The organism is Modestobacter muralis (genome assembly GCF_010682105.1).
Classification (GTDB): domain Bacteria; phylum Actinomycetota; class Actinomycetes; order Mycobacteriales; family Geodermatophilaceae; genus Modestobacter; species Modestobacter muralis.
The window spans coordinates 124,252-144,502 of record NZ_JAAGWH010000041.1; the positions used below are offsets into that span (position 1 = coordinate 124,252).

At 75.8% G+C, this 20,251-nt stretch carries 18 protein-coding genes; 8 read left to right on the forward strand and 10 right to left on the reverse strand.

All coding sequences use genetic code 11. The annotated features are described in order from the left end of the window. Window positions 1-4: 4 nt before the first annotated feature. From GCU67_RS15130 to GCU67_RS22510, 7 genes are all read right to left on the reverse strand, one after another. The gene (locus GCU67_RS15130) at window positions 5-826 is read right to left on the reverse strand and encodes a TSUP family transporter (protein WP_338105038.1); all 822 of its coding nucleotides are present in this window, start codon (window positions 824-826) and stop codon (window positions 5-7) included. A 32-nt stretch (window positions 827-858) separates the two neighbouring features. Further along, window positions 859-1,776 (reverse strand): VldE C-terminal domain-containing protein, encoded by a 918-nt coding sequence (locus tag GCU67_RS15135; RefSeq protein ID WP_163612034.1) that lies wholly within the window; start codon window positions 1,774-1,776, stop codon window positions 859-861. 180 nt (window positions 1,777-1,956) lie between these two features. Next, complete coding sequence (locus GCU67_RS15140; RefSeq protein ID WP_163612035.1) at window positions 1,957-4,092, reverse strand: SNF2-related protein; 2,136 nt, start codon at window positions 4,090-4,092, stop codon at window positions 1,957-1,959. A 327-nt stretch (window positions 4,093-4,419) separates the two neighbouring features. Next, complete coding sequence (locus tag GCU67_RS15145; protein WP_163612036.1) at window positions 4,420-5,100, reverse strand: FCD domain-containing protein; 681 nt, start codon at window positions 5,098-5,100, stop codon at window positions 4,420-4,422. A 4-nt stretch (window positions 5,101-5,104) separates the two neighbouring features. Further along, on the reverse strand, window positions 5,105-6,316 hold the full coding sequence (locus GCU67_RS15150; protein ID WP_163612037.1) for an MFS transporter: 1,212 nt from the start codon (window positions 6,314-6,316) through the stop codon (window positions 5,105-5,107). 130 nt (window positions 6,317-6,446) lie between these two features. Next, window positions 6,447-7,268 carry an oxidoreductase gene (locus GCU67_RS15155; protein WP_163612038.1) on the reverse strand — a complete coding sequence of 274 codons (822 nt, stop codon included), beginning with the start codon at window positions 7,266-7,268 and terminating at the stop codon, window positions 6,447-6,449. A 141-nt stretch (window positions 7,269-7,409) separates the two neighbouring features. Next, window positions 7,410-8,360 carry an IclR family transcriptional regulator gene (locus tag GCU67_RS22510; RefSeq protein WP_163612039.1) on the reverse strand — a complete coding sequence of 317 codons (951 nt, stop codon included), beginning with the start codon at window positions 8,358-8,360 and terminating at the stop codon, window positions 7,410-7,412. 90 nt (window positions 8,361-8,450) lie between these two features. On the opposite strand from GCU67_RS22510, the gene GCU67_RS15165 reads away from it, so the two are divergent. The 6 genes from GCU67_RS15165 to GCU67_RS15190 all read left to right on the forward strand — a co-directional run bounded on the left by GCU67_RS15165 (window position 8,451) and on the right by GCU67_RS15190 (window position 14,806). After that, complete coding sequence (locus GCU67_RS15165) at window positions 8,451-9,110, forward strand: TetR family transcriptional regulator (protein ID WP_163612040.1); 660 nt, start codon at window positions 8,451-8,453, stop codon at window positions 9,108-9,110. A gap of 3 nt (window positions 9,111-9,113) precedes the next feature. Continuing rightward, window positions 9,114-11,294 carry an MMPL family transporter gene (locus GCU67_RS15170; protein ID WP_163612041.1) on the forward strand — a complete coding sequence of 727 codons (2,181 nt, stop codon included), beginning with the start codon at window positions 9,114-9,116 and terminating at the stop codon, window positions 11,292-11,294. A gap of 132 nt (window positions 11,295-11,426) precedes the next feature. Beyond that, the gene (locus GCU67_RS15175; RefSeq protein ID WP_338105039.1) at window positions 11,427-11,936 is read left to right on the forward strand and encodes a sigma-70 family RNA polymerase sigma factor; all 510 of its coding nucleotides are present in this window, start codon (window positions 11,427-11,429) and stop codon (window positions 11,934-11,936) included. Beyond that, window positions 11,920-12,993, forward strand: coding sequence for a hypothetical protein (locus GCU67_RS15180; RefSeq protein WP_163612043.1), 1,074 nt, complete (start codon window positions 11,920-11,922; stop codon window positions 12,991-12,993). Before GCU67_RS15175 ends, GCU67_RS15180 begins: the two co-directional genes overlap by 17 nt. Continuing rightward, complete coding sequence (locus tag GCU67_RS15185) at window positions 12,990-13,958, forward strand: ABC transporter ATP-binding protein (RefSeq protein ID WP_338105040.1); 969 nt, start codon at window positions 12,990-12,992, stop codon at window positions 13,956-13,958. The genes GCU67_RS15180 and GCU67_RS15185 overlap by 4 nt, the downstream gene beginning before the upstream one ends. Next, window positions 13,955-14,806, forward strand: coding sequence for an ABC transporter permease (locus GCU67_RS15190; protein WP_163612044.1), 852 nt, complete (start codon window positions 13,955-13,957; stop codon window positions 14,804-14,806). The genes GCU67_RS15185 and GCU67_RS15190 overlap by 4 nt, the downstream gene beginning before the upstream one ends. Before the next feature lie 40 nt (window positions 14,807-14,846). Here the strand turns inward: GCU67_RS15190 and GCU67_RS15195 are convergent, their stop codons facing one another. Further along, window positions 14,847-16,130 (reverse strand): aldose epimerase family protein, encoded by a 1,284-nt coding sequence (locus tag GCU67_RS15195; RefSeq protein WP_163612045.1) that lies wholly within the window; start codon window positions 16,128-16,130, stop codon window positions 14,847-14,849. 198 nt (window positions 16,131-16,328) lie between these two features. Here GCU67_RS15195 and GCU67_RS15200 point away from each other — a divergent pair, with 198 nt between their 5' ends. Beyond that, a complete protein-coding gene (locus tag GCU67_RS15200) occupies window positions 16,329-17,792 on the forward strand; it encodes a protein adenylyltransferase SelO family protein (RefSeq protein ID WP_163612046.1) in 1,464 nt (487 codons plus the stop codon). A gap of 39 nt (window positions 17,793-17,831) precedes the next feature. Then, entirely contained in the window at window positions 17,832-18,398 is a 567-nt protein-coding gene (locus GCU67_RS15205; protein WP_163612047.1) for a hypothetical protein, read from the forward strand. A 24-nt stretch (window positions 18,399-18,422) separates the two neighbouring features. Here the strand turns inward: GCU67_RS15205 and GCU67_RS15210 are convergent, their stop codons facing one another. Together GCU67_RS15210 and GCU67_RS15215 are read right to left on the reverse strand one after the other, a co-directional pair. Beyond that, window positions 18,423-18,791 (reverse strand): hypothetical protein, encoded by a 369-nt coding sequence (locus tag GCU67_RS15210; protein WP_163612048.1) that lies wholly within the window; start codon window positions 18,789-18,791, stop codon window positions 18,423-18,425. Between the two features lie 113 nt (window positions 18,792-18,904). Beyond that, window positions 18,905-20,251: MFS transporter (locus tag GCU67_RS15215; protein ID WP_163612049.1), on the reverse strand; the 1,347-nt coding region annotated here is incomplete at its 5' end.

The window sequence follows — 20,251 nt, forward strand, 5'->3', positions numbered from 1 at the left end:
GCGGTCAGAGCCGGGGCCGCAGTTCCTCGGTCCACACGTCCCAGCCCAGCCGGGCGATCAGCACGGTGACCACCACGAGGAAGAACACCCGGATGAAGCGACTGCCCCGGGTGGTCGCCGTCCGCGCGCCGAGGTAGCCGCCGACGATGTTGGCCGCCCCCAGCAGCAGCCCCAGGCCCCAGAACACCGAGCCGTGCGGGATGAAGAACAGCAGCGCACCGAGGTTGGTCGCGCAGTTGACGATCTTGGCCTTGGCGCTGGCGGCGAGGAAGTCGTAGCCCAGCAGCGAGACCATCGCGAAGACCAGGAAGGAGCCCGTGCCGGGGCCGAGCACCCCGTCGTAGAAGCCGATGACCAGGCCGACGCCGGCGGCCACGCCGTGGTGGCGGCGGCCGGTGTGCCGCAGCGCGGTCACCTCCCCCAGCGCGGGCCGGAACAGCGTGAAGGCCCCGATCCCGACCAGGGCGACGACGATCACCAGCTTGAAGACCGCGGTCGGCAGCAGTGCGGCGATCGACGCACCGCCGGCGCTGGCCACCAGTGCGATGCCGGCCATCGGCAGGGCGGTGCGCAGGTCGGGCCGGACCCGCCGGTAGAAGGTGACCGCGCTGGTGGTCGTGCCGAGGATCGCGCCGAGCTTGTTGGTGGCCAGTGCCTGCACGGGGCTCAGCCCGGGGACCAGCAGCATCACCGGCAGCTGGATGAGCCCGCCGCCACCGACCACGGCGTCGACGAACCCGGCGGTCAGGCCGGCCAGCAGCACCAGGAGCAGGACCGGCGTGGTCAGCCCCTCGGGCAGCACGTCGACCGCGAGGACGTCGGTCACCCGGGGAGGCTAACCAACCGCGGTGCGCGACCTCAGCGGTAGTCGACGTGCACGTGGTCGAAGTGGTTCTCCGTCACCCCGCCGCGGTCCTCCATCTGCTTCCACGACCCACCGGGCGAGCTGAGCATCCGCTGCTCCCAGATCACGTAGGCGACGCCGAGCTCGGACCAGTGCTCGATGAGGTACCGGGTGATCGCGTCGCCCAGCGCGGCGTTCGTGAGCACCATGTAGTCCAGCGCGAGACCCGACGGGTGGCCGCCGGGGTCGGCGGCGCTGGCCCGGGTGCCGCCCAGGGTGAGACCGGCGGCGCCGGGCACCGCGGACACGACCTGGTCGGCGGCGGCCTGCACCTGCGGCGCGACGCTGCCCGCGCGGTTGGTGATCCGGGCGACCGCTGCGCTGACCGCGCCGGTCGCCGCCGCGGCCGTCGTCCGGCGGGCGGGGGCAGCCGCCGGCGCGGCCGCCTCGGGCTCCTCCTCCGCAGCCGCCTCGGCCGCCGAAGCCGCCTCGGCGGCCTCCTCCGCAGCCGTGGCCTCGGCCTGCGCCTCGGCCTCGGCCTCGGCCTTCACGGCGGCCGCTGCCTCGGCCTCCGCGGCGAGCCGGGCGGCGGTCTCGGTCTCGACCCGCCGGCGCTCGAGCTCGGCGGTGTCGGCGGCGGCCTGCGCCTGCTGGGCGGCGGTCTGCGCGGCCTCACGGCTGCTGCGGCTGGCGGCCAGCTGCTCCAGGGGCGCGAGGCCGCGAGCCGGGTCCACCGGCGCGGCCCGCCCGGCCAGGCCGACCTGCTCGGCCACGCTGACCGGCCCGGTTTCCGGAGCGGCCGTCGCGGCGGTCAGGCTGCCGGCGACCCCGGTGCCGGCGAGGACGGCGACCAGCACCGCGCCGGTCACCGCGGTGCCGAGCAGGGCCCCGGCGGGCGCACGGCGGGACGAACGGGTGACGCGGGGCTGCATGGGTGGCGGTGCTCCGAGGGGTGCGAGCGCAGCCGGGCCGACCCGGTGGGTGGCGACTGCGGCGGGTGTACGGGCTCCCCTGCGGGGACGTGCCGACCGGCCGGACCGGCTGACGATGACCACCGTTGCCGATCCGTGACGATCCCCGGCGGCGAGTCGCCCGCGCGACCCGCCGCCGGCTCAGACCCGGGAGGCCAGGGCGTCGGTCAGCAGCGCGACCAGCGCCTCGTGCTGCACGTCGGCGGAGGACCCGACCTCCTCGTCGGAGCCGTCCAGCGCCCGGGCGGCCAGCCCGGCCTTGCTGTCGATCAACTCGGCGATCCGGGCGTCGATGGTCTGCGCGGCGATGATCCGCCACGCGGTGACCGGCTCGGTCTGCCCGATCCGGTGCGCCCGGTCGATGGCCTGGGTCTGCTCGGCGTCGGTCCAGGACAGCTCGGCGAGCACCAGGTTGGAGGCGACCTGCAGGTTCAGCCCCACCCCGGCCGAGGTCAGCGAACAGACCGCGATGGCGACGTCGGGGTCGTTGACGAAGGCGTCGATGTTGCGCTGGCGGGCACCCGGCGTCTGGTCACCGCGGATGGAGGAGAACCGCACGCCCTGCTTGGTGAAGGTCTCCTCGGCGGTGTCCATGACGTCGATGTGCTTGGCGAAGAACACCACCTTGCCGGCGCTGCGGGCCAGCTGCGCGGCGTAGTCGGCGGCCAGGCCGGCCTTGGCCTCACCGATGCGCCGCATCATGGAGAACACGTTCTCCCCGGCCTTGGCCGAGGTCGCGTCCTTCTGCTCCCAGCGGGCCACCTGGCGCACCAGGGACTCGTCGATGCCCTCGACCTCGGTGGCCGACTCGCGCGCGGCCAGCGCGGACTCGTAGCGCTTGACCAGCCGGCGGGCCAGCTCGCGCTCGGCGGCGCGGATCGACCGGCCGGCGGCGCCGTCGAGCTCCACGGGCAGGTCGGCGATCCGGCGGGCCGGGATGTCGGCGGCCACGTCGACCTTGCGCCGCCGGACGATGCCCTGCCCGATCACGCAGCGGCGGGCGGCCGGGTAGAAGCCGTGGTCGGCCGGGGTCAGGTTGGTCTCCTCCAGGGCGTCCATCAGCTCGCCGAGGGGCTTGCCGTCGTCGATCCAGCCGAGGAACTGCCAGATGGCCCGGAAGTCGTCGATGTCGTTGATCAGCGGCGTGCCGGTCAGCGCCATCAGCAGCGGGCGTGGGCTGCGGGAGCGGATCCGCTCGGAGAGCTCCAGCACGTGCTGTGAGCGCTGCGACGTGCGGTTCTTGATGAAGTGCGCCTCGTCGACGACCATGCCGCGGAAGCCGAAGTCGCCCAGCCAGCCCACGTGCCGGTCGAGCACCTCGTAGTTGACGACCACGATGTCGGCGAACCCGTCGAGGGTGTCGCCGTTGCCGTTGATGACCGTGGCCCGGCGGTGCGGGGTCCAGCGGCCCGCCTCGCGCGCCCAGTTGGTCTTGACCACGTTCGGCACGACGACCAGCAGCGGGTAGGCGCCGGCGGCCTCGGCGGCCAGCAGCGCCTGGGCGGTCTTGCCCAGGCCGGGCTCGTCGGCGAGCAGGAAGGTGCGGTGCCCGGCGGCGGCCGCGGCGACCAGCTGCCCCTGGTGGGCCATCAGCTCCAGGCCCATCGGGGTGAACCGGGAGGTGGGGAACGGCAGCGGCATGCACGCCGGGTCGCCGGCGCCGGCCCGCTCGAAGGAGCTCAGCAGCGGGCCGAGCAGCTCCCAGCCGGCCAGCCGGCGCGGCCGCGGCGGGGCCTGCGGGACGGCGGAGAAGTCCGGCGCCAGGAAGGGGTTGGCCAGCTGCCGGGAGATGACCGACTGCGGCACGACCCGCTCGGGGGCGGCGGCGGGGGCCGCGGCGGCGACCGGCGCGGCCTGGGCCTCGGGCTCGTCGGCGACCTCGATGCCGGAGTCGCGCAGCATCTCGCGCTTGAGCCGGAGGGTGGACTCGGGCACCACGGCGTCCTCGGACAGCAGGGCGTAGAGCGCGGAGTCGCGCACCGCCGTGCGGGCCAGGATGGTGGCGATGCCGTCGAGGCGCTTGAGCTGCTCGGCGCGGCGGGCCTCGCCCAGGTCGGTGGCGGCCTTGACCCGGGCGTGCTCCTCCCGCACCAGCAGCGCCACGACCTGGAACTTCGTGCGCACACCGGGGGTCACCGGGCCGCGCTGGGCGGCTGCCTCGACCTCGCGCACGGCGCGGGCGAGCAGGGACATGACGTCGGCGGGCTCACGGCTGCGCCGCTTGTCGCGTGCCGGCCCCCGGCGGGTGCCGGTCTGGCGCTGGCCTGTTCGAGCCACGGACTCCTCCTCTGTCGTGCCCGGCGCGGCCCCCGGAACGGGGCGCCGCACCCTCCGCCGGGGCCGGCCGGCACGTCGTCCGGACACGGCCGCGGTGGCCGCTCCGGGGAACGACCGACGACCGGGCCCGCGACGGCGGGTACCCGGCGGTCCGCCGACGACGGCGGACCGGAGCTGCCGGTCGGTGACGGGGCAGCGACCACGCCGGGGTGTCCGTCATCAGGCGGGTGCCGCGTGGTCTGCGCTGGCACGATGCTAGCGCGCACCGCCCGGCGTCGGTCGGGCGACGCCGGGCAGCCCGACCCGCACGGGTGGTGGACGGCGGGCTCAGGCCGGCCCGAGGTCGTCGATCATCGGCTGCAGCAGGGCCGCCATCGCGGTCGCGGCGCGGTCGGGGTCCCGGTCGGCGACGGCGGCGACCAGCTGGTCGTGCAGCTCGGCGAGGTCGTCGGTGGCGCCCTGGACGTCGTCGTCGAGCACCACCTCGAAGACGGTGAGCAGCCCCTCGTAGACCTCGGCGAGCAGCACGTTGCCGGTGGCCGCGACGACGGCCCGGTGCAGGGCGGTGTCGGCGCGGGCGCGGTCGGCCGGGCCGCCGTCGGCCCACGCCTCCCGGCGGGCGGCCAGCAGCGCCTCGAGCCGGCGCGCGTCGTCGTCGGTGCGCCGGACGGCGGCGATCCGGGCCGCGGCGGCGTCCAGGGCCAGCCGCAGCTCCAGGCTGTCCCGCCGGGACGTCGCCGCGACCCGCCGGCCCAGTGAGGCGCGGACGTCGGAGGTGGTGAGCACGAACGTGCCGCGGCCCTGCTCCCGGCGGAGGATGCCGGCCTCGACCAGGGAGCCGATCGCCTCCCGCACGGTGTTGCGGCCGGCGCCGCTCCACGCGACCAGCTCGCTCTCGGTCGGGATCTGCCCGCCGACCGGCCACCGCCCGCTGCTCACCTCGTCCCGGAACAGCTGCGCGACCTGCGTCCCCAGCGCTGCCCGCCGCAGTGCGGGGTCCTCGGCCACCGGGTCAGCCCCGCCGCGCGGCGGCCGGGACGGCGGACACGGGGGCGGGCTGCGGGCGGCAGGCCCACCAGCCGGCGGCGAGGGTGACCACGAGGGTCGCGGCGAGCACCAGGTACGCCGGCCGCCAGCTGCCGGCGGCCTGGTCCAGCGCGCCGAGGGCCAGCGGGCCGACGCAGCCGATCCCGTAGCCGATGCCCTGCACCAGGCCCGACAGCGCCGACGCCGAGGCGGCGTCGGCGGTGCGCAGGCCGATGAGGGTCAGGCACAGCGGGAAGGTGCTGACGCCCAGGCCGAAGGCAGTGGCCCAGGCGAACGCGCCGCCCGCGGGCGCGGTGAGCATGCCCAGGTAGCCCACGGCCATCAGCGCCGCGCAGACCACGACGACCGGGTAGGGGTTGGCCAGCCGCCCGGCCAGCGGCGGCACCACGAAGGCCGCGACCAGCCCCAGCCCGGCGAACCAGGACAGCAGGAACGCACTCGACGTCTCCCCCACGCCCGCGTCGGTGTACATCGTGGGCAGCCAGGTGATCAGCGTGTAGACGTGCAGCGCCGTCATCGCCATCAGCCCGATCAGGCCCAGCGCCAGCGGTGACCGCGCGAGCACCGCCCGCCCGGCCGGGCGGGCCGGCGCCGGGGTCCCCGGCGCGCGGTCGCGGGCGGCGCGCACCCACAGCACCGCGGCGACGGCGGTGAACACCGCCCACACCCCCGACGCCGTCCGCCAGCCCGCGATCGTGGCGAGCGCCAGCGCCACCAGCGGCGCGACGAGCTGGCCGACCTGCAGCAGCACCATGTAGACGGTGCTGAGGGTGCGCACCCGGGTCGGGAAGTGCGTCTTGACGATCGGGATGAGCACGACGTTGGAGGCGCCGACCCCGGCGAACAGCAGCACCGACGCACCGAGCAGCACCCCGGGCGACCAGGCCAGCGCGCGCAGCACGATGCCGGCCGTCGTCGCCGTCAGCGCCAGCGCGGCGGTGCGCTCGAGCCCCAGCCGGCGCACCAGGGCCGGTGCGGCGGAGGCCGCGACCGCGAAGCAGGCGGTGACGATCGTGCCGATCGCCCCGGCCACGAGCTGGCCGAACCGCAGCGCGTCGCCGGCCGTGCCGATCAGCACGCTGAAGCCGGTCACCGCGGTCCGCAGGTTCAGCGCGGTGAGGACGACGGCGGCGAGCACGCCGCGCTGCTGGGCCTGGGGGCCCGGGGCGGCGGTCACCGCGGGAGTAGACCACACAGAGGTGGGATCATGGGATGAATCAAGGCCGGTGCAGAGCGGTCCTCCCCGGCGCAGGCGGGCGGCAGGGAGAGCCGGCCAGGACACCGGCACGGCTCCCCTGCCGCGTCGCTCAGGCGTCGAAGTCGGTGCTGGTGGTCAGTTCCGCCCAGGCGTCGGCCTCGGCCAACTGCGCCCGGAGGACCTCGCGGTAGCTGGTGAGGGCGTCGGTCCCCAGCAGCAGCATCGCCGGTGGCTCGGCGGACTCGACCGCGGAGATGATCGCGGTGGCCGCCCGGGCGGGGTCGCCGGGCTGGGTGCCATGAGCGGTGTCGACCTCCTTGCGGCGCTTGCCGGCGGTCTCGGCGTAGTCGGCGATCGGCGTCCTCGCCTGGGTCAGCGAGCGGCCGGCGAAGTCCGTGCGGAACCCGCCGGGCTCCACCGCGGTCACCGAGATGCCCAGCGGTGCCAGTTCGCCACGCAGCGACCCGGTCATGCCCTCCAACGCCAGCTTGGCCGCGGCGTAGTAGCCCGACCCGACCGGCTTGACCTGCGCGCCGATCGAGGAGATGTTCACGATCGCGCCCGAGCGGCGGGCCCGCATGCCCGGCAGCACCGCCTTGACCATCGCCACGGCGCCGAGGAAGTTGGCGTCGAACAGCGCCCGGACGTCGGCGTCGTCGCCCTCCTCCACCGCGGCGCGGTAGCCGTAGCCGGCGTTGTTGACCAGGACGTCGATGCCGCCGAACCGCTCCTCCGCGCGCCGGACGACGTCGGTGACCTGCTCGGGCACGGTGACGTCGAGCGCCGCGGTGAGCACGTGCTCGCCCGCCAGGTCGGCGACCTTCGACTCGTCGCGCGCGGTGACGACGGCGTCGTGGCCGGCGGCCAGCACCGCCTCGGCCAGCGCGCGGCCGAGGCCGGTGGAGCAGCCGGTGATGAGCCAGGTGGACATGGGCTTCCTCTCGCAGGGGTGCACGGGCTCTCGGTGGCGCCGGCCTCCCGGCCGGCACCGTCCGCTCTCCCCTGCCCGCCCCGGCGCCGGCGAACCCTGCGGGTGCGGCAAGGGTCCGCGGGGGCTGCGGCGCACCCGGCGTCAGGGGCGGGCGGCGACGGTCTCCCCGGAGTGCCCGAGCTCCGCGCTCAGCGCCCGGGCGGTGGCCAGCAGCTGCTCCAGCGTCGACTCCAGGTCCAGCTCGCCGGCGCCCAGCAGGGCCACCGTGGCCACCAGGCCCGTGTCGTCGAACACGGGTGCGGCGACCGCGACCGTGCTGCCGTTCCACACGACGCTGTGGCCCTGCCGCCGCGCGGAGTGGACGTCGGTCTCCAGCCGGGCCCGCTGGGCGTCCGGCATCCCGGCCAGGGCGGCCTCCAGGGCGGCGGAGTCGCCGTAGGCCAGCATCAGCTGCGACTGGGCCGCGGTCGGCTCCAGCCGGGTGCCCGGGTGCACGGTCATCACCACGACCCGGCTGGTGTCCTCCTCGGCCAGCGCCACCACCGGCCCGCTGGCACCGCGGATGCCGAGCACCGCCGTCATGCGGACGGCGGAGCGCAGCCGCTGCAGGTGCGGCCCGGCGATCTCCACCACGCGGCGGCGGCCCAGCGCCTGGATGCCCAGCTCGAGCATCAGCCCGCCGAGGGCGAACGTGCCCCGACGGGAGCCCCGCTCCAGGATCCCGGCGGCCGCCATCGACGCGCAGTACCGGTAGGCCGTCGTCCGGTTCAGGCCCGTGGCGTCGGCGATGTCGGCGGCCGACAGCTCCACGGCCCGGGACCCGAAGAGGGCACAGATCTGACCGACCCGGGCCACGGCCCGGATGTCGGCGGACGACGTCGCATCGGCGGTGTTCGCCATGCGTGCAAGGTAGTTCACCAGGGGCACGTGCTGTCTGTTGCGGAGGCCGACCCTCGGCCCGCCGGCATCGATCAACTGTGCGGTGCTCTCGCCGAGGTCCTCGGCGGACAGGTCGGCGGCCTCCACCGCGCCCGGCGTCGAGGTCGAGGAGCCGCGCCGGCTCACCGGCGCCGACTCCACCTCGGATCGCATCCCGGCGGCCTGACCCGTGTGAGCGAACCCACCGACCGATCTGGTCGGTGGACCGACCGAAGTGGTCGGTGAGGGGTTACGGTCGTGCCCGTGACCCGAGCGTTCCGGCAGCAGGCCGACGACCAGATCCTCGACCGGGCTGCGGCGCTGTTCGCCCAGCACGGGTTCGCGCACACCTCGGTGCAGGCCGTCGCCGACGCCGTCGGGCTGTCCAAGGCCGGGCTGCTGCACCACTTCCCCAGCAAGGACGCGCTGCACGCCGCCGTGCTGGCCCAGTCCACGGCGCTCGGGCAGCAGGTGGTCGACCTGGTCGAGGGCCTGCCGCTCGGGCCCGAGCGCGACCGCCGGGCCGTGGAGGCGCTGACCGACGTCGCGCTGGCCCACCCCGGCCTGATCGCCCTCATGCTCGGCCCGGTCACCCAGGGCGGGGACGACGGTCTCGACGAGGGCCCCACCGGCGCCGGCGAGGCCGCGCTGCGCGCCTTCGGCGTCGACCCCGCGACGGCCGACCCCGAGCGGGTGGTCCGCGTCGTCGGCGCGCTGGCCGCCATCGCCGTGCTCTCCCTCGCCGCCGCACGGCACTCCCAGACCACGCAGTGGCGGCCGTTCGTGGTCGCCACCTGCACCGACGCGCTCGGCCACCGCCGCCTGAGCACCGGCACGTCCAGCACCGGCACGTCCAGCACCGGCACGTCCAGCACCGGCACGTCCAGCACCGGCACGTCCAGCTCCGACCAGGTGGAGGCCTGACCCATGGCTCTGTTGTTGTCCCGACTCGGCGCGTTCTCGCACCGGCACCGGCTGGCCGTCGTGCTGGTCTGGCTGCTGGTGCTCCTCGGCGGCGGCGTGGGTGCGGCCACCCTGGCCGGCACCACGTCCAGCACCTTCTCCATCCCCGGGCAGGAGTCCACCACCGCGCTCGACCTCATCGAGGAGGACTTCGGCGCCGGCGGCAACGGGGCCACCGCCCGGGTGGTCGTGCAGTCCCCCGACGGCTCACCGCTGACCGCGGGCACCAACGCCGCGGCCCTGGCCGACCTGGTCGCCGACCTCGGGCAGCTGCCCGGTGTCGTCTCGGCCAGCGACCCCCTCGACCCGGCCGCCCCGGCGGTCAACCCCGACCAGACCATCGCCTACAGCACCGTCGCCTACACCGAGCCGGTCGGCGGGGTCACCGTCGAGGAGCAGGACGCCCTCGTGGCCGCCGTCGACGACGCGCGCGGCACCGGCCTGACCGTCGAGATCGGCGGCGAGGCGCTCACCGAGCCCGTCGCGATCGGCGGCATCGGTGAGGCCGCCGGCGTCCTGGTCGCGCTGGTGATCCTGGCGATCACCTACGGCACGCTCGTGACCGCCGGCATGAACCTGCTGACCGCTGTCGTCGGGGTCGGCGTCGGCATCATGGGCATCACCATCGCCACCGGGTTCCTGGACCTGTCCTCGACCACCTCGGCGCTGGCCGGCATGCTCGGCCTGGCCGTCGGCATCGACTACGCGCTGTTCATCATCAGCAGGTACCGGCAGGAGCTGCGCCGGGGCTCGACCGTGGGCACCGCCGTCTCGACCGCGGTGGGCACCGCCGGGTCGGCCGTGGTCACCGCCGGGCTGACCGTGGTCATCGCGCTGGTCGGGCTGGCCGTCGTCGGCATCCCGTTCCTGACCCAGATGGGCATCGCCGCGGCCGGCACGATCGTCGTCGCCGTCCTGGTCGCGCTCACCCTCGTGCCGGCCGTGCTCGCGTTCCTCGGCCGCCGCACGCTCCCCCGCACGCAGCGCACCGCCCCGGCCGAGACCGGCGACGCCCCGGCCCGCGGGCGCGGCTTCCTCGCCGGCTGGGTCACCGCCGTCACCCGGCACCGGGTGGTCGCGCTGCTCACCGCGGTCGTCGCGCTGGGCGTCATCGCCGTCCCGTTCTTCTCCATGCAGACCACGCTGGTGCAGGCCATGCCCGAGAACAGCACCCAGGCCCGCGCCGAGCAGCTGCTGGCCGCCGGGTTCGGCGAGGGCTTCAACGGCCCGCTCACCGTCCTCTTCGAGGGCAGTGGGGCTGCCGAGGCCGCCGCCGGCGCCCGCGAGGGGATCGCCGGGCTGACCGACGTCGTCGCGGTCACCGCGCCGATCCCGAACGCCGACGACACCGCGGCCCTGCTCACCGTCGTCCCGCAGTCCGGCCCGGCGACCCAGGCCACCGAGACGCTGGTCGCCGACCTGCGTGCCCAGCTGGCCGACGTCGGTGGGGTGGACACCTACGTGACCGGCTCGACCGCGGTCAGCGTCGACGTCTCGGAGTCCCTGGACGCCGCACTGCCGGTGTACCTGGTGCTGGTCGTCGGCCTGGCGCTGGTCCTGCTGGTGCTGGTCTTCCGCTCGCTGCTGGTGCCGCTGGTCGGCGTGCTGGGCTTCCTGCTCACCATCGGCGCCTCGCTCGGCGCCACGGTGGCGGTGTTCCAGTGGGGCTGGCTGGCCGACGCGATCGGCGTGCCGAGCACCGGGCCGCTGCTGAGCCTGGCCCCGATCCTGGTCATCGGCATCCTGTTCGGGCTGGCGATGGACTACCAGATCTTCCTGGTGTCCCGGATGCACGAGGCGCACAGCCACGGCACCGCCGCGTCGGAGGCCGTGCGCCGGGGCTTCCGGCAGGCCGCCCCGGTCGTGGTCACCGCAGCACTGATCATGTTCTCGGTGTTCGCCGGCTTCTTCACCGGCGACGAGGCCACGATCAAGACGATCGCCTTCGCGCTGGCCACCGGCATCCTGGTCGACGCCTTCGTCGTCCGGATGGTCGTGGTGCCCGCCGCGCTGGCGCTGCTGGGCGAGCGGGCGTGGTGGCTGCCGCGCTGGCTGTCCTGGCTGCCGCAGCTGGACGTCGAGGGCTCCGCGCTGGAGCGGCGGGCGGACTCGGCCCCCGAGCCGGTGGGCGCCGGCGCCCGCTGAGGGCGTACCGCGGCCGGGGTGTCACATCCCCGGCCGCGGCGGTGCTCTCTGGACATGGCACAGCAGGGGCGACCGGGCGTCGTGGTGGACCTCGCGGTCCGCGCGCGGCGCCCGGCGCGAGAGGGTGGTGCGGTGACGGACACGGCGGTGCGGGGTGACCTGGCCGAGGTGTTCCGCCGCGACTACCAGCGGGTCGTCGGCGTCGCCGCCCGGGTGCTCGGCTCCCGGGACGAGGCCGAGGACGTCGCCCAGGAGGTGTTCCTCGCCTTCGGCCGGTCCACCGTGCCCGCCGGCGAGGCGACCGGCTGGCTGGCCGTGGCCGCCGCGCACACCGCGCTGAACCTGATCCGCTCGGGCCGCCGCCGCACCTCCCGGGAGGTGGCGGTGGCCGCGACCGCCGACACCGTCGCCCCCGACGTCGCCGAGGCGGTGCTCACCGCCGAGGAGCGCGCCCGCGTGCGCGCCGGCCTGTCCCGGCTGCCGCAGAAGCAGGCCGTGGCCCTGGTGCTGCGGCACAGCGGCCTGTCCTACGCCGAGGTGGCCGCGGCCCTCGACATGTCCCCCGGCAGCGTCGGCACCACCGTCCGCCGCGCCGAGTCCGCCCTGCGCAAGGAGCTGATCCGTCATGCGTCATCCGACTGAGGGCGTGCTGCGCCGGCTCGTCGACGAGCCCGCCGGCGTCTCCGACGCCGACCGCACCCACGTCTCCGGCTGTGCCACCTGCCTGGCCGGCCTGGCCACCGCCCGCGAGGACGCCGCCACCGTGCACGCCGCGCTGGACGCCGGGGGCCCGGACGCCGACCTGCCCGCTGCCTGGCAGCGGCTGACCACCGGCCTCGCCGACACCCCGCGCCCCGCCCCGGCCCGCACCCGGCGCTCCCGGGACCTGTTCCGCCGCCCGGTGGTCGCCACCGTCGCCGTCGGCGTCGTGCTGGCCGGCGCGGGCACCGCGGCCGCCAACGACTGGCTGCCGGTGTTCCGCACCGAGGCCGTCCAGCCGGTCGCCTTCGACACCGCCGACCTGATCGCGCTGCCGGACCTCACCGGCTACGGCGACGTGGTGGTCAGCGGTGAGCCCGACGTGCGCGCCGTGGACGACGCCGCCACCGCCGCGGCGGAGAGCGGGCTGACGGTGCCGGAGGTGACCGAGCTGCCCGACGGGATCACCGGCTCCCCCACCTACCAGGTCGGTGACCAGGTGACCGCCACGTTCACCTACTCCGCCGACCGGGCCGCCGCGTCGGCCGCGGCAGCCGGCGAGGTGCTGCCGCCGACCCCCGCCGGGCTGGACGGCAGCGCCGTCCAGCTGGTCGCCGGCCCGGGCGTGGCCCAGGTCTTCGAGTCCCGCACCGGGGTGCCCGGCCTCGTGGTCGGCCGCGCCGTCGCCCCGACCGCGTCGTCCTCCGGCGTCCCGTTCGACACGCTGCGGGACCACCTGCTGTCGCTGCCCGGCCTGCCCGACGACGTCGCAGCACAGCTGGCCACCTTCACCGCCGACGGCGGCACCCTGCCGCTGCCGGTGCCCGCCGACCGGGTGACCACCTCGGCCACCGACGTGGACGGTGTTCCGGCCACGGTGCTGGAGACCCGCGACGGGCTGCTGTCGGCCGTGGTGTGGGTGTCCGAGGGCACGGTGACCGTCGTGGCCGGGTCGCTGGACGCCGACGAGGTGCTCGAGGTCGCCCGGGAACTGCGGTGACGGCAGCAGGACCGGCCGGCGCCACCGCGCTGCTGGCCGACCTGCCGCCCGGACCGGCCGTCTGGTGCTCGGGGCTGCGCAAGCGGTACGGCACGCAGCAGGCGGTGAGCGACGTGTCGCTGGAGGTGGGTCGCGGCGAGGTGGTCGGGCTGCTGGGCCCCAACGGCGCCGGCAAGACCTCGGTGATCAAGATGCTGCTCGGCCTAGTGCGGCCCGACGCCGGTGAGGTGCTGCTGCTCGGGACCGACGCCCGCCGCCCGTCGTCCCGGACCCGGGTGGGCTACCTGCCCGAGCTGTTCCGCTACCAGCCCTGGCTGACCCCGGCCGAGGTGCTGACGCTGCACGTGCGGCTCTCCGGCCTCGACGTGAGCGCGCAGCGGCAACGGGAGTGCCTGGCGCTGGTGGGGCTGGCCGACCGGGCCGGCGACCGGCTCGGCGGGTTCTCCAAGGGCATGCAGCAGCGCCTCGGGCTGGCCGTCGCCCTGGTCGCGGACCCCGAGCTGGTGGTGCTCGACGAGCCGACCAGCGCGCTGGACCCCCTCGGCCGGGTCGACGTCCGCGACATCGTGCTGGCGCTGCGCGAGCGCGGCGTCGCGGTGCTGCTCAACTCGCACCTGATCGGCGAGGTCGAGCGGGTCTGCGACCGGGTGGTGATCCTGGACCGCGGCCGGGTCGCCGCGGCCGGCACCCTCGCCGAGCTGCTCGGCCAGCGGGAGGTGAAGCTGCACCTGACCGACCTGCCCGCCGGGGCGGCCGAGCGGCTGGCCGCAGCCGGCCCGGTGGAGCGCGAGGGCGAGTGGTTCACCGTCGCGCTGCCCGCCGAGGACGCCGGGACGGCGGTGCCCGACCTGGTCGGTGACCTGGTCGCCCTCGGGGTGCGGGTGCACGCGGTCGAGCCGGTGCGGATCAGCCTGGAGGAGCGCCTGCTGGGCATCCTGCGCGAGGGCCAGGAGGCCCGGCGGTGAGCGCGGCCGGGACCGTCGTCACCGTCGCGGCACTCACCCTGCGCGAGGCGACCCGGCGGCGGGTGCTGCTGGCGCTGGTCGTGCTCACCGTGCTGCTGCTGGCGCTCAGCGGCTGGGGCTTCTCCCGGCTGGCCGCGGAGGGGCTCACCAGCGGCGAGGCCCGGCTGACCGCGTCGGTCGTGCTGAACCTGGTGATGTTCGGCTTCAGCCTCATCGCCGCGCTGGGCACTGCGTTCCTGGCCGGCCCGACGCTGGCCGGGGAGACCGAGTCCGGCATCGCGCTGGCCGTGCTGGCCCGGCCGGTGCAGCGCTGGGCGTTCCTGCTGGGCAAGCTGACCGGGCTGGTCGCCTTCGGCGCCGGCTTCGTCGTCATCGCCGGCCTCGCCGAGCTGCTCGTCGTGCAGGCCACCGTCGGCTACTGGCCCCCGGACCCGGCCGTCGCGCTCGGCCTGCTCGCCGCCCAGACGGTCGTGCTGCTCACCCTCACCGTGCTGCTGTCCACGGCGATCTCCCCGATGGCCTCGGGCGTGGTCGCCGTCGGGCTGTTCTGCACGACCTGGGTGGCCGGGGTGGTCGGCGGCATCGGCGCCGGCCTGGGCAACGACGCCGTCGAGCGGGTGGGCACCGTGTCCCGGGTGCTGCTGCCCACCGACGGGCTCTGGCGCGGGGCGATGCACGCCTTCCAGGACCCCTCGGCCCTGGTGCAGTTCGGTGGCGGCGCGGAGGCCGGGGCCTTCCCCTTCCTCAGCCAGACCGCGCTCAGCCCGGCGTACCTGGGCTGGGCCGCGGTCTGGGTGCTCATGGTGGGCGGGCTGGCCGCGCTGGCCTTCAGCCGCCGGGACCTCTGAGGGCCCCCGCGTGCCCGGCCGGGCACGCGGGGGCGGCAGCTCAGTCGTCGAACTCGAACACCGTGGTGCTGTCGTACACCTCGCCCGGGCGCAGCTCCGTGGACGGGAACTCCGGCTGGTTCGGGGAGTCCGGGAAGTGCTGGGTCTCCAGCGCCAGTCCGTCGCCCTGCCGGTAGGCGCCCCCGCCGGTGCCGACGAGCGTGCCGTCGAGGAAGTTGCCCGAGTAGAACTGCAGCCCCGGCTCGGTCGTGGAGATGGTCATCGTGCGGCCGCTGTCCGGGTCGTGCAGCACCGCGGCCTTCTCGAGCCCGTCCTCGGCGTCCGAGCCCTCGCGGGCGCCGTCGTCGGAGCGGTCGAGGGCCCAGTTGTGGTCGTAGCCCTGCCCGTACAGCAGCTGCTGGTCGGCCTGCCGGATGCGCTCACCGATCGCCACCGGCGTGCGGAAGTCGAACGGGGTGCCCTCGACCGGTGCGACCTCGCCGGTCGGGATGAGGGTCTCGTCGACCGGGGTGTAGCCGCTGGCGGCGATCTGCAGCTCGTGGTCGTAGATCGTCCCCGAGCCCTCCCCGGCGAGGTTCCAGTAGGAGTGCTGGGTCAGGTTGACCACGGTCGGGGCGTCGGTGGTCGCCCGGTACTGCACGGTCAGCGCGCCCTCGGCGTCCAGCCGGTAGGTCACGGTGGTGGTGAGCGTGCCCGGGAAGCCCTGGTCGCCGGCCGGGCTGACCAGGTCCAGCTGCAGGGCCGCCAGGCCCTCGTCGCCGACCGGGGTGGCCGCCCACACGCGGTCGTCGAACCCGTCGGGCCCGCCGTGCAGGGTGTTGGGGCCGTCGTTGAGCGGCAGCTGGTAGGCCGCGCCGTCGAGGGTGAACGCGCCGGCGGCGATGCGGTTGCCGTACCGGCCGATGATCGAGCCGAAGTAGGGGTCGGTGTCGGCGGCGTAGCCGGCCACGTCGGGGAAGCCGAGGACGACGTTCGCAGCCTGACCCCACCGGTCGGGCACCTCGAGGGTCTGGATGATGCCGCCGTAGGTCAGCACGCGCATGGTCACGCCGCCGTTGGTGAGCGTCCACCGCTCCACGGCGGTGCCGTCGGGGGCGGTGCCGAAGGGCTCGACGGTGGCGCTGGCCGGACCCCCGGGGTGACCGGGGTGGGTGCCGCCGCCGGAGCCGCCGCCGGTGGCGCCGGCCGGGGAGATCAGGGTGCCGGCGAGCAGGCCGACGCCGGCCACGGCCACGGCGGGCCCGGCCAGGAAGGGCCAGCGCCGCCGTCGGACCGGGGTGTGCGTGGGCTCGGCCGGGAGGACGTGCGAGGTGTGTCCGGGCATGAGGGACTCCGTTGTCCGTTGCGTGGGTCCACCGGCGTCCTCGCGCGGCGGCCGGGCACGACGGACCCCGTACCAGGAGCTGTGCAGGGGGTCGTGCCCTCGTGCAGTCCTCGAACGCCCCGACCGTAGGGAGCCCGGCGGAGCACTGTCAACCGGCGACGGCTGCCCCGGAGCAGCAGCGCTCGTACCCTCGCAGGGGTGACCGTCGCACCGCACGAGACCGTCGTCCTCGGCGACTCCTTCGCCCGCGAGCTGCCGGAGATGGCCGTCCCCTGGCAGGCCACCGAGGCCCCGGACCCCGAGCTGCTCGTGCTCAACGAGCCGCTGGCCGCCGAGCTCGGCCTGGACGCCGCGCAGCTCCGCAGCCCGGACGGCGTCGCACTGCTGACCGGCGCCGCCGTGCCCGCCGGGGCCACACCGGTGGCGATGGCCTACGCCGGGCACCAGTTCGGCGGCTTCAACCCGCGGCTGGGCGACGGCCGGGCCCTGCTGCTCGGTGAGCTCACCGACCCCGCCGGCCGGGTGCGCGACCTGCACCTGAAGGGCTCCGGCCGCACCCCGTTCGCCCGCGGCGGCGACGGCCTGGCCGCGGTCGGGCCGATGCTCCGCGAGCACGTGGTCAGCGAGGCGATGGCCGCCCTGGGCATCCCCACCACCCGCTCGCTGGCGGTCGTGGCCACCGGGCGCACGGTGCGCCGGGAGACCCCGCTGCCCGGCGCGGTGCTCGCCCGGGTGGCCAGCAGCCACCTGCGGGTGGGCAGCTTCCAGTACGCCGCGGCCGGCGGGGACGTCGCGCTGCTGCGCCGGCTGGCCGACGTCGCCATCGCCCGGCACCACCCGGCCGCCGCGGACGCCGAGCAGCCGTACCTGGCGCTGTACGAGGCCGTCGTCGCAGCCCAGGCGCGGCTGGTGGCGCAGTGGATGCTCATCGGGTTCGTGCACGGGGTGCTCAACACCGACAACGTCACGATCTCCGGCGAGACCATCGACTACGGGCCGTGCGCCTTCCTCGACGCCTACGACCCGGCCACGGTCTACAGCTCCATCGACACCGGCGGCCGGTACGCCTACGGCAACCAGCCGGTGGTCACCGAGTGGAACCTCGCCCGGCTGGCCGAGGCGCTGCTGCCGCTGCTGGCCGACGACCAGGACGCCGCGGTCGCCCTGGTCGTCCCGGCCCTGGAGCGGTTCCGCCCGCAGTACGTGGCTGCCTTCACCGCCGGCTGGGCGGCGAAGCTCGGCCTGCCCGACGGGCTGGACGACGACGTGACCATCGCCCTGGTCCAGCAGCTGCTGGCCCTGCTGCACGCCGACCACGTCGACCTCACCTCGTTCTGCCGCGCCCTGGCCGGTGCGGCCCGCGGGGACGTCGCGCCGGCCCGCGACCTGTTCCTCGACCTCGCCGGGTTCGACGCGTGGCTGGCCACCTGGCGCGCGGCGGGCCCGGACGCCGACGCGATGGACCGGGTGAACCCCGTCTACGTCCCGCGCAACCACCTGGTCGAGGAGGCGCTGACCGCCGCGACCGACGGCGACCTGGCCCCGCTGCACGACCTGCTGGCCGCGGTGACCGACCCGTTCACCGCCCGCCCCGGCCTGGAGCGGTACGCCGCCCCCGCCCCGGTCGACTTCGGCGCCTACCGGACGTTCTGCGGCACCTGAGCCCGCGTGACCGGCGCCGGCCCGGGGTACCGGGAGCCCATGAGCGGGAAGAGCGCGGACGACTACGCGGCCGACTACACCGAGCCGGAGCTGCGCGCCCGGCTCAAGGAGGAGCTCAAGGCCGGTGACAAGGGCGGCCGGCCGGGGCAGTGGAGCGCGCGCAAGAGCCAGCTGCTGGCCACCGAGTACGAGGCCCAAGGTGGCGGCTACGTGCACGACGGCGAGCGCACCGAGGCCCAGCAGCACCTGTCGGAGTGGACGGCGCAGGACTGGCACACCGCCGACGGCGACACCGCCGAGCGCGGAGAGCACGAGACGGCCCGCTACCTGCCCGACGCGGCCTGGGCGCTGCTCAGCCCCGAGGAGCAGCAGGCCACCGACGCCGCGAAGCGGCACGGCGAGGGCCAGCACGTGCCCAACACCGACGCGGCGAAGGAGGCCCGCAAGGCCGCCGAGCTGGTCGACGCGCCGGCTCCGGAGGCCCGGGAGAAGGTGCGGGAGATGCACGGGGACTCCCAGCTCGACCGCGCCGAGCGGGCCGAGAAGCTCGGGCGGCACCGGAAGACGGTCCTCGGCGAGATCGAGCACCAGCGCTCGGCAGAGTAGCCCGGGGCCGAGTTCCTCCCCCGCTCAGCGCCGGGCGGCCGGTGCGGTCAGCAGGCCCAGGACCGCCGAGGCGACCGAGGTGCTGCCGCTGACCCACACCGGGCGGGCGTGGGCGGGCCAGCGCACCCGGGCCAGCACCATGCTCGAGGCGTGCAGCAGGTCCACCCCGGCCCCGGCCAGCACCACGGCCCGCGTCGGGTGCACCAAGGCGGTCACGTGCTGGGCCACCAGTCGGGCACCCAGCAGCCGGACGACCCAGTGCGCCGGCTCGGGCCCGCCGGCCAGCCGCGTGACGTCGCCCGGCCGCACCAGCATCGCCGTCCCCCACAGCGCCCACGGGACGGCGACCAGCCGCGTGACCCGGTGGCCGGTGCCGGTGCGGCGTGCCCTCATGCGCTGTCCTCGCTCTCGGATGGGCCGCGCTCCCCGCCGCGGCCCGCCGGAGCAGGGCCGGCGGACGGCGGCTCCCTCCCGCTACCCCGCCCGCCGTCGCCGACACCCGCGGTTCAGGGGTGGGCGGCGTGGCTGCCGTGGAACTCGAGGTGCTCGCGGGCGAGGTCGGCGTCCTGCGGTGCCCGCTGCGCGTGCCGGGCGTCGTCCCGGCGGTCGTGCCGCCAGTCCAGGAGGCCGATGACGAGCGCGGCCAGCGCGCCCACCACGGCCACGGCGAGGGCGGCTGCGGCGGCCCACGAGTACCGCTGGTCGGTGTGGGCGAGCACCAGGTAGAACAGGCCCGGCAGCGCGGCGGTGCCGATGGCGCCGCCGAACCGCTGGAGGGTCTGCAGCGCCCCGCCGGCCGAGCCGGCCATCTCCACCGGGACGTCGCGCAGGGTCAGGGTGACGTTGGGCGAGACGACGAACCCGCCGCCGATGCCGGCCAGCAGCAGGGTCGGGACGATCGCCCAGCCGAGCACCTCCGGCGGCACGGTCGCCACGACGACGGCTGTCGCGGTCAGCCCCACCGAGACCCCGGCCAGGCCCAGCACCGTCAGCGCCCGGCCGTACCGCTCGACCAGCCGGCCGGCGACCACCGCGGCCGACGCCGAGCCCACCGCGAACGGCGTCACGGCGAGCCCGGACTGCAGCGGCGTCCAGCCCAGCCCGGTCTGGAAGTACAGCGCGAAGGTGAGCCAGATGCCGCTGAAGCCGATGAAGTAGACGGTGCCCAGCGCCAGTCCCGGCGCGTAGCCGCGGGTGCGGGTCACCAGCCGGGGGTCGAAGACCGGGTCCTTGCCGGCCCGCACCACCCGCTTCTCCCAGCGGAGGAAGGACACCAGCAGCACCACACCCAGCGGGAAGCACCACCAGAACCGGACGAGGCCGCCGGACTCGGCCTGCACCAGTGGGAACAGCAACGCCAGCGCACCGATGCCCAGCAGCAGGACGCCGGGGACGTCGATCCGCCCGTGCCCGCCGCTCTCGCGCGCGGGGATGAGGCGGAGGGCGAGCACGAAGGCCACCACGCCGATCGGCACGTTGACGTAGAAGATCCACCGCCAGCCCTCCGGACCGGAGGCCAGCGCCAGCAGCGTGCCCCCGACCACCGGCCCGACGGCGGTGGAGATGCCGACCGTCGCACCGAAGAAGCCGAAGGCCCGCCCGCGCTCGGGCCCACGGAACAGCTGCTGGATCAGGGCGGAGTTCTGCGGGGCCAGGACGCCGGCCGCGACACCCTGGGCGAGCCGGGCGGCGATCAACCAGCCGACGGACGGCGCCGCCCCGGCGGCAGCGCTGCAGGCGACGAAGGCGACCAGGCCGATGAGGAACAGCCGGCGACGGCCGAAGGCGTCCCCGAGCCGCCCGGCCGGGACCAGCGCGATGCCGAAGGCCAGCGCGTACCCCGACACCACCCA

Excerpts from the sequence above, each read along its gene's own strand:
- GCU67_RS15155 (WP_163612038.1), bottom strand. The coding sequence starts at position 7,268 with ATGTCCACCTGGCTCATCACCGGCTGCTCCACCGGCCTCGGCCGCGCG.
- GCU67_RS15195 (WP_163612045.1), bottom strand. The coding sequence starts at position 16,130 with ATGCCCGGACACACCTCGCACGTCCTCCCGGCCGAGCCCACGCACACC.
- GCU67_RS15205 (WP_163612047.1), top strand. The coding sequence starts at position 17,832 with ATGAGCGGGAAGAGCGCGGACGACTACGCGGCCGACTACACCGAGCCG.
- GCU67_RS22510 (WP_163612039.1), bottom strand. The coding sequence starts at position 8,360 with ATGCGATCCGAGGTGGAGTCGGCGCCGGTGAGCCGGCGCGGCTCCTCG.
- GCU67_RS15135 (WP_163612034.1), bottom strand. The coding sequence starts at position 1,776 with ATGCAGCCCCGCGTCACCCGTTCGTCCCGCCGTGCGCCCGCCGGGGCC.
- GCU67_RS15180 (WP_163612043.1), top strand. The coding sequence starts at position 11,920 with ATGCGTCATCCGACTGAGGGCGTGCTGCGCCGGCTCGTCGACGAGCCC.
- GCU67_RS15170 (WP_163612041.1), top strand. The coding sequence starts at position 9,114 with ATGGCTCTGTTGTTGTCCCGACTCGGCGCGTTCTCGCACCGGCACCGG.
- GCU67_RS15210 (WP_163612048.1), bottom strand. The coding sequence starts at position 18,791 with ATGAGGGCACGCCGCACCGGCACCGGCCACCGGGTCACGCGGCTGGTC.